Source organism: Stenotrophomonas sp. 89682_Sma (assembly GCF_056481405.1).
The window spans coordinates 1-15,815 of the sequence record NZ_CM151147.1; the positions used below are offsets into that span (position 1 = coordinate 1).

Here is a 15,815-nt window from a genome sequence, read left to right on the forward strand (position 1 = left end):
ATGGATGCTTGGTCCCGTAGTCTCGAGCGCCTCGAAGCGGAGTTCCCGCCGGAAGACGTTCATACCTGGCTGAAGCCACTGCAGGCCGATCTGCGCGTGGACAGCCTGGTGCTGTATGCACCGAATGCCTTCATCGTCGACCAGGTCCGCGAGCTGTACCTGGCCCGGATCCGCGAACTGCTGGCGCACTTCGCCGGTTTCAGCGACGTTTTTCTTGAAATCGGCTCGCGCCCGCGCCCTGTGGAGGCGCAGAACGCGCCGGTTTCCACGCCGTCGGCGCATGTGTCCAGCGAACCGCAGGTGCCGTTCGCCGGCAACCTGGACAACCACTACACGTTCGCCAACTTCGTCGAAGGCCGCAGCAACCAGCTGGGCCTGGCCGCCGCCTTCCAGGCGGCGCAGAAGCCGGGCGACCGCGCGCACAACCCGCTGCTGCTGTACGGAGGCACCGGCCTGGGCAAGACCCACCTGATGTTCGCCGCCGGCAACGCCATGCGCCAGGCCAATCCGGGCGCGAAGGTGCTGTACCTGCGTTCGGAACAGTTCTTCAGCGCGATGATCCGGGCCCTGCAGGAAAAGACCATGGATCAGTTCAAGCGCCAGTTCCAGCAGGTGGACGCGCTGCTGATCGATGACATCCAGTTCTTCGCCGGCAAGGACCGCACCCAGGAAGAGTTCTTCCACACCTTCAACGCGTTGTTCGATGGCAAGCAGCAGATCATCCTGACCTGCGACCGCTATCCGCGCGAAGTCGAGGGCCTGGAAGCGCGCCTGAAGTCGCGGCTTGCCTGGGGCCTGTCGGTCGCGATCGAACCGCCGGACTTCGAGACCCGCGCCGCGATCGTGCTGGCCAAGGCACGCGAACGCGGTGCCGAGATTCCCGATGATGTTGCGTTCCTGATCGCCAAGAAGATGCGCTCCAACGTGCGCGACCTCGAAGGCGCGCTCAATACCCTGACCGCCCGCGCCAATTTCACCGGCCGCGCGATCACCACCGAATTCGCCCAGGAAACCCTGCGCGACCTGCTGCGCGCCCAGCAGCAGGCGATCAGTATTCCCAACATCCAGAAAACCGTTGCCGACTACTACGGCCTGCAGATCAAGGATCTGCTGTCGAAGCGACGGACCCGCTCGCTGGCACGCCCGCGCCAGGTCGCCATGGCCCTGACCAAGGAACTGACCGAGCACAGCCTGCCCGAGATCGGCGATGCCTTTGCCGGTCGCGATCACACCACGGTGCTGCATGCCTGCCGCCAGATCCGGACCCTGATGGAAACCGACGGCAAGCTCCGCGAGGACTGGGACAAGCTGATCCGGAAGCTGAGCGAATGATGCACGGATGCCGATGAGGCGTCATCGCACAAAACGGTGCAGAATCCGGTAGCAAGCGCGGGACACGTTGTGGATAAAAATGGCGTTTGAAATCGCGTCGGTTTTATCCACAGCTTTCCCCACCCCCTGGGGGTCGGTAATACAGAGGGTTTCGATGCCTGAAATTCTTTTATTTACAAAGACTTAGCGTTGTTTTCCAGCGATTCTGTCTCTACCAGCACCACCAAGCTTTTGATTTATTCCACATTTTTTAAAGCATAGGGGCACGGAACCACATGCGTTTCACACTGCAGCGCGAAGCCTTTCTCAAGCCGTTGGCACAGGTCGTCAACGTGGTCGAACGCCGCCAGACCCTTCCGGTTCTGGCCAATTTCCTGGTCCAGGTGCAGAACGGCCAGCTGTCGCTGACCGGTACCGACCTGGAAGTGGAGATGGTGTCGCGGATCGCGGTTGAAGATGCCCAGGACGGCGAAACCACCATTCCCGCCCGCAAGCTGTTCGAGATCATCCGCGCCCTGCCCGACGGCAGCCGGATTACCGTCTCGCAGACCGGTGACAAGATCACCGTGCAGGCCGGCCGCAGCCGCTTCACCCTGGCCACCCTTCCCTCCAACGACTTCCCGTCGGTGGACGAAGTGGAAGCCACCGAGCGCGTGGCCATCGGCGAAGCAACCCTGAAGGAACTGATCGAGCGCACTGCGTTCGCGATGGCCCAGCAGGACGTGCGCTACTACCTCAACGGCCTGCTGTTCGACCTGCGCGGCGATGCGCTGCGCACGGTCGCCACCGACGGCCATCGCCTGGCCCTGTGTGAAACCGATCTGGCCAAGCCCAGTGGTTCCAAGCGCCAGATCATCGTGCCGCGCAAGGGCGTGACCGAACTGCAGCGCCTGCTGGAAAGCGGCGATCGCGAGATCGAACTGGAAGTCGGCCGCAGCCACGTGCGCGTCAAGCGCGACGATGTCACCTTCACCTCGAAGCTGATCGACGGTCGTTTCCCGGATTACGAAGCGGTGATTCCGATCGGTGCCGACCGCGAAGTGAAGGTTGATCGTGAAGCACTGCGTGCCTCGCTGCAGCGCGCGGCGATCCTGTCCAACGAGAAATACCGCGGCATCCGCGTGGAAGTCTCGCCGGGCAACCTGAAGATCAGCGCGCACAATCCGGAACAGGAAGAAGCCCAGGAAGAGATCGAAGCCGACACCACGGTCAGTGATCTGGCCATTGGCTTCAACGTGAACTACCTGCTGGACGCCCTCTCCGCGCTGCGCGATGAGGAGGTCATCATCCAGCTGCGCGATTCCAACTCTTCTGCGCTGGTTCGTGAATCCAGCAGCGAGAAGTCGCGCCACGTGGTGATGCCGCTGCGTCTCTGACAGCAGCCTGTTCCACGTGGAACCGAAGGACGCCCGGGATCTCCCCGGGCGTTTTTTTTGCAGGTTCCACGTGGAGCATCGGGGATCGCGGAATCTCTAGGTCTGGGCGAATGCCTTGCTCGAGATTGCTGCTTGGCGATTGTTCTTGGTTGCCCCTCCGACGCAATCGGCTCTGCGCGGTAGGAATCCAGGTTGTTGACCTGAGCGCTGCCCAGCCAACTTCGATCGAGTACGCAGTTCCGGGTCTTCAGCCTGATCGCAGGTGACCTGATCTGGTCGGATGGATGAAGCGGATCGCGTCCGCTATCGCAGTGGTTCCTTCATTTGCAGACGTCACTGTCCACAGGCCTGGTTGGGGCTGGATCAGGGCTGGCCTAGCTTCTAAATCTGGGTATAAATCTAAAGCATGGTGGTGATGGTAGGCCCAGATTTCGTGGAAAAATGCATTATCCATTTGATTTTCAAGGGATTTATGCAGCTGAAACCCCCTGTATAGAGGCCCCTCAGGCTGGGGGGGAACCTGTGGATAGTTTCGCAGGTCGGGCAAAAGGGCTTTTTTATCCACAGTTTGCGCATACCTTGTGTATAAGTCATACAGACCGGCTGTGGACAGCGTGAAACGGCCGGCTCGAATTTTTTGAAATCTGTGGAACCCTCGACGGGATCGCATCGTAGATTTCAAGAAATCCGCGCGGTGTTCGCGCAACCCACCGTAGGGGTACCTGGCGATGCTCGCGGAATGAGGCTGAAATCGCTGAAATCTGAAGGCCTGTACCTGCGCCGCCGCTCAGAATTCAAGGATTTCCGGGCATATCCAGACCCAGGCGAGCCCAGGTGAGGGAGCGCCACCACGTGGAACACGCGTAGGGTTGCCAGGCGGAGGCTTCAGCACAGTGGCGATGTCTGGCACGGCACGGCTGGCTTGACCGATGCAGTAAGCTGATGGATTCCCTGCCCCGCTACCGCCTCGTGCGGATGGTCTTTCGCGCCCCATGCTTATCCGCCGCCTCGCCCTGCACCAACTGCGTCGCTTCAGTGCGGTGGACCTGTCGCCCCAGCCGGGATTGAACCTGCTGACCGGCGACAACGGTGCCGGCAAGACCAGCGTGCTCGAAGCCCTGCACCTGATGGCTTATGGACGCAGCTTCCGTGGCCGGGTCCGCGATGGATTGGTGCGCCAGGGCCAGGAAGCGTTGGAAATCTTCGTGGAATGGGACGAACAGCGTGCCGATCACCCGCCGCACCGGCGAAAGGCCGGGCTGCGCCACAGTGGCCAGGACTGGAAGGGACGATTGGACGGCGAAGATGTCGCGCAGCTGGGCAATCTCTGCGCAGCGCTGGCGGTGGTGACGTTCGAGCCCGGCAGCCATGCATTGGTCAGTGGTGGTGGCGAACCCCGCCGCCGCTTCCTCGATTGGGGCTTGTTCCACGTGGAACCGGACTTTCTGTCCCTGTGGCGTCGCTACTCCCGGGCGCTGAAGCAGCGAAATGCGCTGCTCAAGCAAGGCGGGCCGTCGCGGATGCTCGATACCTGGGATCACGAGCTGGCCGAGGCCGGGGAACCACTGACAAGCCGCCGCCAGCACTACCTGGAGCGTCTGCATCAGCGGACTGTGGCCTTGGCCGCCAGCCTGGCACCGCAACTCGGCATCCAGGGACTGGAACTGAGTCCTGGATGGCGGCGGCATGAACTTCCGCTGGCCGATGCCCTGCTTCTGGCCCGGGAGCGCGACCGCCAGGCCGGATATACCTCGGTTGGACCGCACCGGGCGGACTGGAGTGTGGATTTCCACAGTATTCCGGGTCGCGATGCACTGTCACGCGGTCAGGCCAAGCTGACGGCATTGGCCTGCCTGCTCGCGCAGGCCGAAGACTATGCCGAACAGCGTGGCGAATGGCCGGTGATCGCGCTGGATGATCTGGCTTCGGAGCTGGATCGCACCCACCAGGCGCGGGTGCTGGAGCGCCTGCTCAATGGGCCGGCACAGATCTTCATCACCGCCACCGAAACCCCGGCGGCGCTGCTCGACCTGACCCACATCGCCCGGTTCCACGTGGAACATGCACAGATCGTGGCTGTGCCATAGTGGGCACACCAGGGCCGCTCGACCCCGGCTGGTATAATTCGGGTTGGAATCCTTTCATTCTCGGCACATCGCTCCAAGCGGTGGCCGACCTGCGGAGCCTACGGCAAGCGCAATGAGCGACGAACAGAACACCCCGGCAAACAACGGCAATTACGACGCCAACAGCATTACCGCCCTGGAAGGCCTGGAGGCTGTCCGCAAGCGTCCCGGCATGTACATCGGTGACGTGCATGACGGCACCGGTCTGCACCACATGGTGTTCGAGGTCGTCGACAACTCGATCGACGAAGCGCTGGCCGGCCACGCCGACCACGTTGCGGTGACGATCCACGCTGACGGTTCGGTCTCGGTGTCCGACAACGGCCGTGGTATCCCGACCGGCAAGCACGAGCAGATGAGTGCCAAGCTCGGTCGCGAAGTGTCTGCAGCCGAAGTCGTCATGACCGTCCTGCACGCAGGCGGCAAGTTCGACGACAACAGCTACAAGGTTTCGGGCGGCCTGCACGGCGTCGGCGTCAGCGTGGTCAACGCGCTGTCGCAGAAGCTGCTGGTGGACGTGTTCCAGAACGGCTTCCACTACCAGCAGGAATTCAGCAACGGCGCCGCAGTGACCGCGCTGGCCAAGCTGGAAACCACCACCAAGCGCGGCACCACCGTGCGCTTCTGGCCGTCCACCGTCGCCTTCCACGACAACGTGGAGTTCCACTACGACATCCTGGCCCGCCGCCTGCGCGAACTGTCGTTCCTGAACTCCGGCGTCAAGATCGTGCTTGCCGACGAGCGTGGCGATGGCCGCCGCGATGACTTCCACTACGAAGGCGGCATCCGCAGCTTCGTGGAGCATCTGGCCCAGCTGAAGACCCCTCTGCACCCGAATGTCATCTCGGTTACCGGCGAGCACAACGGCATCGTCGTGGACGTGGCGCTGCAGTGGACCGACTCCTACCAGGAGACGATGTACTGCTTCACCAACAACATCCCGCAGAAGGACGGTGGTACCCACCTGGCCGGTTTCCGCGGTGCGCTGACCCGCGTGCTCAACAACTACATCGAGCAGAACGGCATCGCCAAGCAGGCCAAGATCAACCTGACCGGCGACGACATGCGCGAAGGCATGATCGCGGTGTTGTCGGTGAAGGTGCCGGACCCGAGCTTCTCCAGCCAGACCAAGGAAAAGCTGGTCAGCTCCGACGTGCGCCCGGCGGTGGAAAACGCCTTCGGTGCGCGCCTGGAAGAATTCCTGCAGGAAAACCCGAACGAAGCCAAGGCGATCGCCGGCAAGATCGTCGATGCCGCACGCGCACGTGAAGCCGCACGCAAGGCCCGCGACCTGACCCGCCGCAAGGGCGCGCTGGATATCGCCGGCCTGCCGGGCAAGCTGGCCGACTGCCAGGAAAAGGATCCGGCGCTGTCCGAACTGTTCATCGTCGAGGGTGACTCGGCAGGTGGCTCGGCCAAGCAGGGCCGCAACCGCAAGAACCAGGCGGTGCTGCCGCTGCGCGGCAAGATCCTCAACGTGGAACGCGCACGTTTCGACCGCATGCTGTCCTCCGACCAGGTCGGTACGCTGATCACCGCGCTGGGCACCGGCATCGGCCGGGACGAGTACAACCCGGACAAGCTGCGTTACCACAAGATCATCATCATGACCGACGCCGACGTCGACGGCGCCCACATCCGCACCCTGCTGCTGACGTTCTTCTACCGTCAGATGCCGGAGCTGATCGAGCGCGGTTACGTCTACATCGGCCTGCCGCCGCTGTACAAGATCAAGCAGGGCAAGCAGGAGCTGTACCTGAAGGACGACCCGGCGCTGGACAGCTACCTGGCCAGCAGTGCGGTGGAAAACGCTGCGCTGGTGCCGGCCACCGGCGAGCCGGGCATCGAAGGCCTGGCGCTGGAGAAGCTGCTGCTGGCCTACGCCGCTGCCCTTGATTCCATCGAACGCAACGCGCACCGCTATGACCGCAACCTGCTCGAAGCGCTGGTCGATTTCGTGCCGATGGACCTGGAGAGCCTGCGCAGTGCCGGCGAAGGCGAGGGCCTGGATGCACTGGCCAAGCGCCTCAACCAGGGCAGCCTGGGCAGCCCGCGCTTCAGCCTGGAGCTGCAGGAAGCCAACGATGAGCGCCCCGCCGCTGTGCTGGTGACCCGTCGCCACATGGGCGAACAGCACATCCAGGTGCTGCCGATGTCGGCGTTCGAGAGTGGTGAACTGCGCGCGATCCACCAGGCCTCCAAGCTGCTGCACGGCCTGGTGCGCGAGGGGGCGACCATCTCCCGCGGCGCCAAGTCGATCGAAGTGGACAGCTTCGCCAAGGCGCAGAACTGGCTGCTCGAAGAGGCCAAGCGCGGCCGCCAGATCCAGCGATTCAAGGGTCTGGGTGAAATGAATCCGGAGCAGCTGTGGGACACCACTGTGAACCCGGAAACCCGCCGACTGCTGCAGGTGCGCATCGAAGACGCTGTCGCGGCCGACCAGATCTTCAGCACCCTGATGGGCGATGTCGTCGAACCGCGTCGCGATTTCATCGAGGACAACGCGCTGAAGGTCGCCAACCTGGATATCTGACACAATCCGGTGATGGCCGGTGCGCGGGGAGGCGCGCCGGCCTTCGATCCTTGAACGCAGGTACCCGATGTCCGCATCCGCCCCGGTTTCCGCCCCGCCCCCGGTTCCGCCGGCCTCGGCCGCGCCGCGTGTCGTTTCACCGCTGGCGGGGTTTTTCATCGACCTGGGCATCGCCGCTGTCACCCTGTTCGGCCTGAGCCTGGTCAGCGGCCTGCTGTGGGGCCTGTACCGTGGCGTGGTGGTTGGCTACGCCAATGCCCAGACCAGCGGTGGAACGCCCGACGCCAGTTCGGTCGCGGCGTCGCTGGGCCAGCCCGGCGCGCTTGCGCAGATTCTCATGGCGCTGTTTGCCACCGGTGGTGCTGCGTTGCTGCTGTACTTCTGGCGACGGCCAGCCGACGCCGCCGAGCGTCAGGCGTCGCGCCAGGCGCTGCGCCGCCCCGCCACCTGGGGCTGGACCCTGCTGGTGGCGACCCTGATCGTGCTCGGCAGCAACGGCATCGCCTTCCTGGCCAAGCAGTTCGGCGTCGAGCCGGTCCCCACCAATCTGGCGCTGATGCAGAGCGCGATCGCACGTTTCCCGTTGTTCCTGGTGCTGTTCGCGGTGGTCCTGGCGCCGGCCTACGAGGAACTGCTGTTCCGCCGCGTGCTGTTTGGCCGCCTGTGGCAGGCCGGGCGGCCAGGGTTGGGCGTGGTACTGAGCAGCCTCGCATTTGCCCTGATCCATGAGATCCCTGGCACCAGTGCCAATGGCCCGGCCGAAATCGCACAGCTGTGGCTGGTCTATGGTGGCATGGGGGCCGCGTTCTGCTGGCTCTACCGGCGCACCGGCACGTTGTGGGCGGCGATCACCGCCCATGCGCTGAACAATGCGGTCGCCCTTGCCGCGATGGTGTTCCTGGGGTCAACGTAACGCCGCGTCCGCTTGACGAAAGATTAAGCCGCTACGCTACACACTCCGCATATGAACACGGGGGAGTTTCCATGAAACAACTGCTGCTGGCCCTTGTCATCACCACCCTGGTCAGCGCCTGCGCGACCACCACCTCCCCTACCGGCCGCCGGCAGATGGTGGGCGGCGTCTCGCAGGCGCAGCTGGACCAGCTCGGCGCACAGGCGTTCGCCGAAACCAAGCAGAAGGAAAAGATCAGCACCGACGGCCGCCAGAACGGTTACGTGCAGTGCGTGGTCAACGCCCTGGTCGCGCAGCTGCCAGCTCAATACCGTGGCGTACGGTGGGAGACGGCAGTATTCGTCGACAAGGAGCCCAACGCCTTCGCTCTGCCCGGCGGCAAGGTCGGCGTGAACACCGGCATCTTTACCGTGGCCAAGAACCAGGACCAGCTGGCTGCCGTGATCGGCCATGAAATCGGCCATGTCATCGCCCGTCACCACGAAGAACGCATCACCCGACAGATGGGCGCGCAGACCGGCTTGGCCGTGCTCGGTGCGCTGGCCGGTGCGGCCTATGGCGAAGGCGCTGCCAGCACCGTCAACCAGCTCGGCGGCATGGGCGCGCAGACCGCCTTCCTGCTGCCCGGCTCGCGGACCCAGGAAAGCGAGGCTGACGTGATCGGCCAGCGGCTGATGGCCCAGGCCGGTTTCAATCCGGCGCAGGCAGTGGACCTGTGGCAGAACATGATGGCCGCCAGCGGCGGCCGCAGCCCGCAATGGCTGTCCACCCACCCGGATCCGGCCAACCGGATCCAGGAACTGCGACGCGATGCCCCGGGCCTGACGCCGGTCTATCAGCAGGCGCAGGCGGCCGGGCTACGGCCAAAGTGCGGATGAGTGCGCAGTTCTATGCTGTATTGCAGCACATAAAACGATTTCTCACGCCATCTGTTTCTGATACGTTTGGCGGCTCAGATTTTTCTGACAGTCCGACTTTGCCGCTAACCGGCGGTTCGATCGAGGTGAACGATGATTTTCCGTAACCATAAAGCTGTGCTTTCCGTCCTCGTCGCGACCGCCCTGACCGGCGCCGTGGTCACCGATGCCTTCGCGCAGTCCTCGCGTTCCTCCGAGCGCGGCAACCGCGGCGGCAAGCAGGCCAAGGCCGAGGCGCTGTACCCGAATGCGACCCGCCAGGAGCCGACGGTCAAGGCTTCGGCCAAGATGGGCAGCAAGCTGCAGAAAATGATCGACAGCTACAACAAGGAAAAGTTCCCGGAGACCCGCACCCAGGCCGACGCCATCCTGGCTGACAGCGCCGCGAACGAGTACGACAAGTCGCTGGCCGCGCAGCTGGCCTCGCAGGCCGCCTACCAGACCGATGACGCCCCGGCTGCCATTGCCTACCTGAAGCAGGTCCTGCAGTTCAACGGCCTGGACAACAACGGCCACTTCCAGTCGATGCTGATGCTGGGCCAGTTGCAGCTGCAGGAAGACCAGACTGCCGAAGGCCTGGCAACCCTCGACAAGTACTTCGCCGAGAGCAAGTCGACCAAGCCGGAAGAACTGATCGCCAAGGGCCAGGCGCTGTACCAGCTGGAGCGCTACCAGGAAGCGATCCCGGTGCTGAAGCAGGCCATCGCCGGTTCCGCCGAACCGAAGGACAACTGGAACCAGCTGCTGATGGCGGCCCTGTCCGAAGCCGGCCAGTCCGGTGAAGCGGTCAAGGAAGCCGAGGCGCTGGCCGCCAAGAACCCGAACGACAAGAAGGCCCAGCTGAACCTGGCCAGCATGTACATGCAGGCCGACCAGATGGACAAGGCGGCCGCGGTGATGGACAAGCTGCGCAGCAGCGGCCAGCTCACCGAAGAGCGCGAGTACAAGCAGCTGTACTCCATCTATGCCAACACCGACAAAAAGGAAAAGGACGTCATCGCGGTCATCAACGAAGGGTTGCAGAAGGGCATCCTGAAGCCGGACTACCAGGTTTACCTGGCGCTGGCCCAGTCCTACTACTACTCCGACCAGGTGCCGCAGGCGATCGATGCGTGGCAGAAGGCTGCCCCGCTGTCCAAGGACGGTGAGACCTACCTGAACCTGGCACGCGTCCTGCATGCCGAAGGTCGCATCCCGGAGGCCAAGCAGGCCGCCCAGCAGGCGCTGGCGAAGGGTGTGAAGAACCAGGCTGATGCCAAGAAAATCATCAACCTGAAGTAAGTAGGAATAACGCCTGAATGCCTGCTCAGTTGATGCGCAGGCGCTCAGGATTGGTATAAGCTTGGAGGTTCCTGCGGTGTCATGCACCGCTGATCAGGGATTCCGCCCCCGGCATCCCGGCCCCACTATTGAGCTCTTGGCGCATGACGGAACAACTAGTCGTTCACCGGTACGAACAACCCGATGACAAGGGGCTGAGCTGGCCTCGCATCGTCGGCATCGCGTTTGTAATTGCCCTGCATCTGGCCGCCTTCATGATGCTCCTCATTCCCGCCGTGGCTCCCAAGGCCGTGGCTGAGAAGGAGCGCAACGTCATGGTGACCATCGTCGATGCGCCGCCGCCGCCGCCCCCGCCGCCGCCGCCGCCGCCGCCGACCGATACTCCGCCGCCGCCGGTGAAGAATCTGTCGCCGCCGAAGCCGTCGCCGGTCCCGCCGCCGCCGCAGGCGCCGGTCGTGGACGTGCCGGAGCCGCGCCCGAGCGATATCGTCACCCCGCCGTCGCCCCCCGCGCCGCCGGCACCTGCGACCTCGATCGAGGCCAGCGTGGACATCTCGTCGAAGGCCATGAATCCGCCGCGCTACCCGCCGGCAGCCTTCCGCGCTGGTATCCAGGGCGAAGTGATCCTGATCATTGATGTCGATGCCAACGGCAACGTCACCAATGTCACGGTGGAAAAGTCCAGCCGTAACCGCGACCTGGACCGTGCCGCGATGGAAGCGGCTCGCAAGTGGCGCTTCAACGCCGCTGAATCTGGCGGTAAGAAGGCGGCAGGTCGCGTTCGCGTCCCGGTCAACTTTGCGCTGAACTGATGCGCCCGGGTGGCCGCCTGGCCACCCCCGCTCCCAGTTCGATTGTTTAGCTTAGCTACACCCTTTATCACCACACACAACAAAGGTAAGCGTCATGCTGCAGGAAATTTTCATCGCCGCTGCTGCCGGGGGCAATCCGTCCAACGCCCTGTCGCAGATGGGCTTCGAGCACCTGATCCACGAAATGACCACCAAGCCGGGTGATTTCGCGGTTTCCTGGGTCGTGCTGCTGACCCTGATCGCCATGTCGGCCATGTCCTGGTACTGGACCGTCATCAACATCTTCCGTGCCACCCGCCTGAAGAGCGCCGCTGATCGCGTCGTCAGCCTGTTCTGGGATACGCCGAACGCGCAGGACGCCATCCGTGCGATGGAAGAGCAGCCGGCTTCGGAGCCGTTCTCGAAGATCGCCCTGGACGCTGCCCAGGCTGCTGCGCACCACCAGCGCGCTGAAGGCGGCGCCACCGGCGGCGTCGGTGAGAACCTGAGCCGTTCGGAGTTCGTCGACCGCGCCCTGCGTCAGGCCGTCACCCGCGAAAGCAACAAGCTGCAGTCGGGCATGACCCTGCTGGCCACCGTCGGCGCGACCGCTCCGTTCGTCGGTCTGCTGGGTACCGTGTGGGGCATCTACGGCGCCCTGATCAAGATCGGTGCCACCGGCTCCGCTTCGATCGACGCCGTTGCCGGCCCGGTGGGTGAAGCGCTGATCATGACCGCGATCGGTCTGTTCGTCGCAATCCCGGCCGTGTTCGCCTTCAACTTCTTCAGCAAGATCAACAGCGCGACCATCAGCAAGTTCGATACCTTCGCGCACGACCTGCACGACTTCTTCGCCACCGGCTCGCGCGTCCGCTAATTGCGGCGCGCGTCACCCAGCGACGAACGTAAGTAGTCACCAAGATCTAGACGGAGCCCGTTATGGCTTTCAGTAGTGGTAACAGCGGCGGCCCCATGGCCGACATCAACGTTACGCCCCTCGTGGACGTGATGCTGGTGCTGCTGATCATCTTCATCATCACGGCGCCCCTGATGTCCCACAAGGTCAAGGTGGATCTGCCGGAAGCCAACCTGATCCAGAAGCCGGAAGACGCTGAAAAGCGTTCCGGACCGATCACCCTGGCAGTCAAGGAAGACGGCTCGATCTACTGGAACGACGAAGAAATCAACAAGCAGACTCTCGAGTCCCGCTTGGCGACCGCCGCCCAGCAGACCCCGCAGCCGCCGCTGAACCTGCGTGGTGACCGCACCACCAAGATGCGCGTCATCAACGACCTGACCAAGGTCGCGCAGGAGCAGGGCATGCTGGACGTCGGCTTCGTCGCGACCAAAGAAAAGGGGCAATAAGCCATGGCATTCAGTAGTGGTGGTGGCAAGGGCCCCATGGCAGACATCAACGTCACGCCCCTCGTGGACGTGATGCTGGTGCTGCTGATCATCTTCATCGTGACCGCGCCGATCATGACGTACCCGATCGCCGTCGACCTGCCGCAGCGCGTGCTCAACCCACCGCCGCAGCTGGTCGAACCGCCGCCGCCGATCGAACTGAAGATCGACGCCAGCAACCAGGTCTCGTGGAACAACAGCCCGATCAATACCAGCGAGCTGCAGCAGCGGATGGAGCAGGAGGTCCAGCGTGACCCGACCAACCAGCCGGAACTGCGCATCGACGCCAGCCCGGATTCCGAGTACGACGTGATGGCCAAGGTCCTGGCCGCTGCGAAGAACGCTCAGATGAAGAAGATCGGTTTTGTGCAGCAGTAATCGCTACACCGCAACACAACAGTCATGACGCGACTGCAGACGCCCCTGGAAACAGGGGCGTCTTTTTTTTGTCCTGGTCCTGGCACACGGGTCGGGGTTGGATCCCATCGGGTGGCATGCGCCGCTATGATCGGCGGATGCTCGCCCTCTTCGACTCCCTGCGCCACTGGCTCGACGGCATTGCCCACCTCGGTACCATCCTGGCGGTGGCCTATCTGCTGTACCTGCTCGCGCTGACCGGCTGGATCATGCTGCAGAAGCGCGAGCCGGTGGCGACGCTGAGCTGGATCCTGTCGCTGGCGCTGCTGCCGTACCTGGGCCTCTTCATCTACTACCTGCTGGGCCCGCAGAAGGTGAAGCGGCAGCGTTTGCGCCGTGGCCGCGCGCGGTCGGGCATGGAGCACTACAGCGACGTCTGCCCACCCGACGCCGACTGCACCGAGCTGGCCAAGATCGCCCAGGCCACGACCGGGCTTGCGCCGAGCAGCGCCACCGAAGTGACCTGGCTGGTGGACGGCGCGGCGACCTACGCGGCGCTGCTTGAGGCCGTCGCACAGGCACGCGACCACGTGCATCTGGAGTACTACATCTTCAACCCGGACCATGCCGGCACCGCTCTGCGTGACGCGCTGGTGGAACGCGCACAGGCCGGCGTGCAGGTGCGCCTGCTGCTCGATGCCGTGGGCTCTTCCGCCCTGCCCCGCCGCTTCCTGCAGCCGCTGCTCGACGCCGGTGGTGAAGCGATCTGGTTCCACCCAAGGCAGCTGCTGAAGCCGTTCAAGCGCCCCTGGTTGAACCTGCGTACCCACCGCAAGCTGGTGATCGTCGACGGCCGGCTGGCGTTCACCGGTGGCATCAATATCACCGACGATGAAGACGAGAGCCGCAAGCCGAACGCCTACCGCGACCTGCACATGCGCATCCGCGGCCACGTCGTGCGCAGCCTGCAGCTGGTGTTCGCCGAGGACTGGCTCTACGCCAGCGGGCAGGATCCCTCGCACATGGACATCGCCCGCCTGTGGCCAGCCGACATGCCGCTGCGCGGTGACGGTGCGATCAACGCCCAGGTGCTGGTCTCCGGCCCGGATTCGGGGTGGGAAACGATCCACCGCCTGCACGTGGCGGCGATCCAGGAAGCACACGAGCGCGTGTGGCTGGTGACGCCCTACTTCGTGCCAGGCGAAGCGGCGCGGATGGCGCTGACCTCGGCGGCACTGGGGGGACTGGACGTACGCCTGCTGGTGCCGAAGATGAGCGACTCCTGGTTTGTCACCCAGGCCGCGCGCTCCTATTTCGACGAACTGCTGCACGCCGGGGTGAAGATCTACGAGTACGGCCCGCGCATGCTGCATACCAAGGCCTTCATCGCTGATGACGACGTCTGCATCGTCGGCAGTGCCAACTTCGACCACCGCAGCTTCCGGCTGAACTTCGAGCTGTCGATGATGATCAGCGACCGTGACCGCGTCGCCGCCCTGGCCGGGCTGCTGCAGGCAGAGTTCGACCGCGCCACCCGCGTGCACGACCAGGCCGGCCGCTCGCTGTGGCTGCACCGCCTGCCAGAGGCCTTCGCCCGGCTGGCCTCGCCGCTGCTCTGACGCAGCGCTACACTGCGGCGATCATCCGGGGAGCCCGACTATGTACTGGTTGTACCTGCTGCTGGCGCTGGGCTGTTTCGCCATCGCCCTGAAGACCCCCAGCGCCGCATTGATGACCCTGTGCCTGCTGGCCGCCCTCGCCTTCCTGCTGGCCTGGGTGCGCGGTCGCTATGTGGCCCGCTTCGGCGACCTTCAGCGGGACCCTGCCACCCTTGTCGATGCCGAGGAACTGCGCCGCCTGCGCGAGCAGGCCCAGGCCCGCCGCAATGACGACGCCAACGACCACGATCCGTCCCCTCTTTCCAAGTAGTTCCGTTCCATGACCCAGCTCAGCGTCAACGTCAACAAGATCGCCGTCCTGCGCAATTCGCGCGGCGGCGCCGAACCGGACGTGGTGCGCGCCGCCCAGGCCTGCCTGGATGCCGGTGCACATGGCATCACCGTGCACCCGCGGCCGGACCGCCGCCATATCACCGCCGAGGACGTGCTGGCGCTGTCCACGCTGACCCGCGCGCGGAGTGTCGAGTTCAACATTGAAGGCAACCCGTTCGCGCCGCCGCGCGAGGGCTACCCAGGCCTGCTGCCGCTGTGCGCGCAGACCCGCCCGGCGCAGGCGACGCTGGTGCCGGATGGCGATGGACAGATCACCTCCGACCATGGCTTCGACTTCGAGCGGGATGCCGAGCGGCTGCGACCACTGGTGGCCGAACTGAAAGCAATGGGTTGCCGGGTCAGCCTGTTCGTCGACGCCGGTAATCCGCTGCTGGAGCAGGCCGCCGAAGTCGGTGCAGATCGTGTCGAGCTGTACACCGGCCCCTACGCCGAAGCGCACGCGGCCGGCGACGCTGCGGCGATGCTGGAACTGTTCGCCACTGCGGCGCGGCGGGCGCAGGCGGTGGGCCTGGGCGTCAACGCCGGCCACGACCTGTCGCAGGACAACCTGCGCGATTTCCTGGCCCACGTGCCGGACGTGCTGGAGGTGTCGATCGGCCATGCGCTGATCGGCGAGGCGCTGTATGACGGGCTGGATGCAACCGTGCGCGGGTACTTGGCGCTGCTTTGATGTATTGCAGCCGAGCGTAGGCTCGGCTCTACAAAAGGTATCCGTATCCACTGTAGAGCCGAGCCCACGCTCGGCTCAGACTTGCCCTGAACCCTTCAGGCAG

General features: G+C 64.3%; 14 protein-coding genes. All 14 read left to right on the forward strand.

What is annotated here, in order from left to right; genetic code table 11:
• Nucleotides 1–1,332 (forward strand): chromosomal replication initiator protein DnaA, encoded by a 1,332-nt coding sequence (dnaA, locus tag ACZK29_RS00005; RefSeq protein ID WP_005411730.1) that lies wholly within the window; start codon nucleotides 1–3, stop codon nucleotides 1,330–1,332.
• 275 nt (nucleotides 1,333–1,607) lie between these two features.
• The gene (dnaN, locus tag ACZK29_RS00010; RefSeq protein WP_005411731.1) at nucleotides 1,608–2,708 is read left to right on the forward strand and encodes a DNA polymerase III subunit beta; all 1,101 of its coding nucleotides are present in this window, start codon (nucleotides 1,608–1,610) and stop codon (nucleotides 2,706–2,708) included.
• Between the two features lie 992 nt (nucleotides 2,709–3,700).
• Nucleotides 3,701–4,795, forward strand: a complete 1,095-nt coding sequence (gene recF, locus ACZK29_RS00015) for a DNA replication/repair protein RecF (RefSeq protein ID WP_478446505.1) — start codon at nucleotides 3,701–3,703, stop codon at nucleotides 4,793–4,795.
• Nucleotides 4,796–4,907: 112 nt separating this feature from the next.
• The gene (gene gyrB, locus ACZK29_RS00020; RefSeq protein ID WP_049429184.1) at nucleotides 4,908–7,367 is read left to right on the forward strand and encodes a DNA topoisomerase (ATP-hydrolyzing) subunit B; all 2,460 of its coding nucleotides are present in this window, start codon (nucleotides 4,908–4,910) and stop codon (nucleotides 7,365–7,367) included.
• A gap of 67 nt (nucleotides 7,368–7,434) precedes the next feature.
• Nucleotides 7,435–8,280, forward strand: coding sequence for a CPBP family intramembrane glutamic endopeptidase (locus ACZK29_RS00025; RefSeq protein WP_111205240.1), 846 nt, complete (start codon nucleotides 7,435–7,437; stop codon nucleotides 8,278–8,280).
• Between the two features lie 71 nt (nucleotides 8,281–8,351).
• Complete coding sequence (locus ACZK29_RS00030; protein WP_005411735.1) at nucleotides 8,352–9,158, forward strand: M48 family metallopeptidase; 807 nt, start codon at nucleotides 8,352–8,354, stop codon at nucleotides 9,156–9,158.
• A gap of 132 nt (nucleotides 9,159–9,290) precedes the next feature.
• Nucleotides 9,291–10,478: a tetratricopeptide repeat protein gene (locus ACZK29_RS00035; protein ID WP_005411736.1), complete on the forward strand. Its 1,188-nt coding sequence runs from the start codon at nucleotides 9,291–9,293 to the stop codon at nucleotides 10,476–10,478.
• Between the two features lie 143 nt (nucleotides 10,479–10,621).
• The gene (locus tag ACZK29_RS00040) at nucleotides 10,622–11,290 is read left to right on the forward strand and encodes an energy transducer TonB (RefSeq protein ID WP_005411737.1); all 669 of its coding nucleotides are present in this window, start codon (nucleotides 10,622–10,624) and stop codon (nucleotides 11,288–11,290) included.
• Nucleotides 11,291–11,384: 94 nt separating this feature from the next.
• Nucleotides 11,385–12,146 (forward strand): TonB-system energizer ExbB, encoded by a 762-nt coding sequence (exbB, locus tag ACZK29_RS00045; protein ID WP_005411738.1) that lies wholly within the window; start codon nucleotides 11,385–11,387, stop codon nucleotides 12,144–12,146.
• 62 nt (nucleotides 12,147–12,208) lie between these two features.
• Entirely contained in the window at nucleotides 12,209–12,634 is a 426-nt protein-coding gene (locus ACZK29_RS00050; protein WP_005411739.1) for an ExbD/TolR family protein, read from the forward strand.
• A 3-nt stretch (nucleotides 12,635–12,637) separates the two neighbouring features.
• The gene (locus ACZK29_RS00055; RefSeq protein WP_005411740.1) at nucleotides 12,638–13,051 is read left to right on the forward strand and encodes an ExbD/TolR family protein; all 414 of its coding nucleotides are present in this window, start codon (nucleotides 12,638–12,640) and stop codon (nucleotides 13,049–13,051) included.
• Between the two features lie 137 nt (nucleotides 13,052–13,188).
• Nucleotides 13,189–14,649, forward strand: a complete 1,461-nt coding sequence (gene cls, locus ACZK29_RS00060; protein ID WP_164147036.1) for a cardiolipin synthase — start codon at nucleotides 13,189–13,191, stop codon at nucleotides 14,647–14,649.
• A 40-nt stretch (nucleotides 14,650–14,689) separates the two neighbouring features.
• Complete coding sequence (locus tag ACZK29_RS00065) at nucleotides 14,690–14,959, forward strand: hypothetical protein (protein ID WP_049402918.1); 270 nt, start codon at nucleotides 14,690–14,692, stop codon at nucleotides 14,957–14,959.
• A 9-nt stretch (nucleotides 14,960–14,968) separates the two neighbouring features.
• The gene (locus ACZK29_RS00070; protein ID WP_111203931.1) at nucleotides 14,969–15,712 is read left to right on the forward strand and encodes a pyridoxine 5'-phosphate synthase; all 744 of its coding nucleotides are present in this window, start codon (nucleotides 14,969–14,971) and stop codon (nucleotides 15,710–15,712) included.
• The last annotated feature ends 103 nt before the right edge of the window (nucleotides 15,713–15,815 follow it).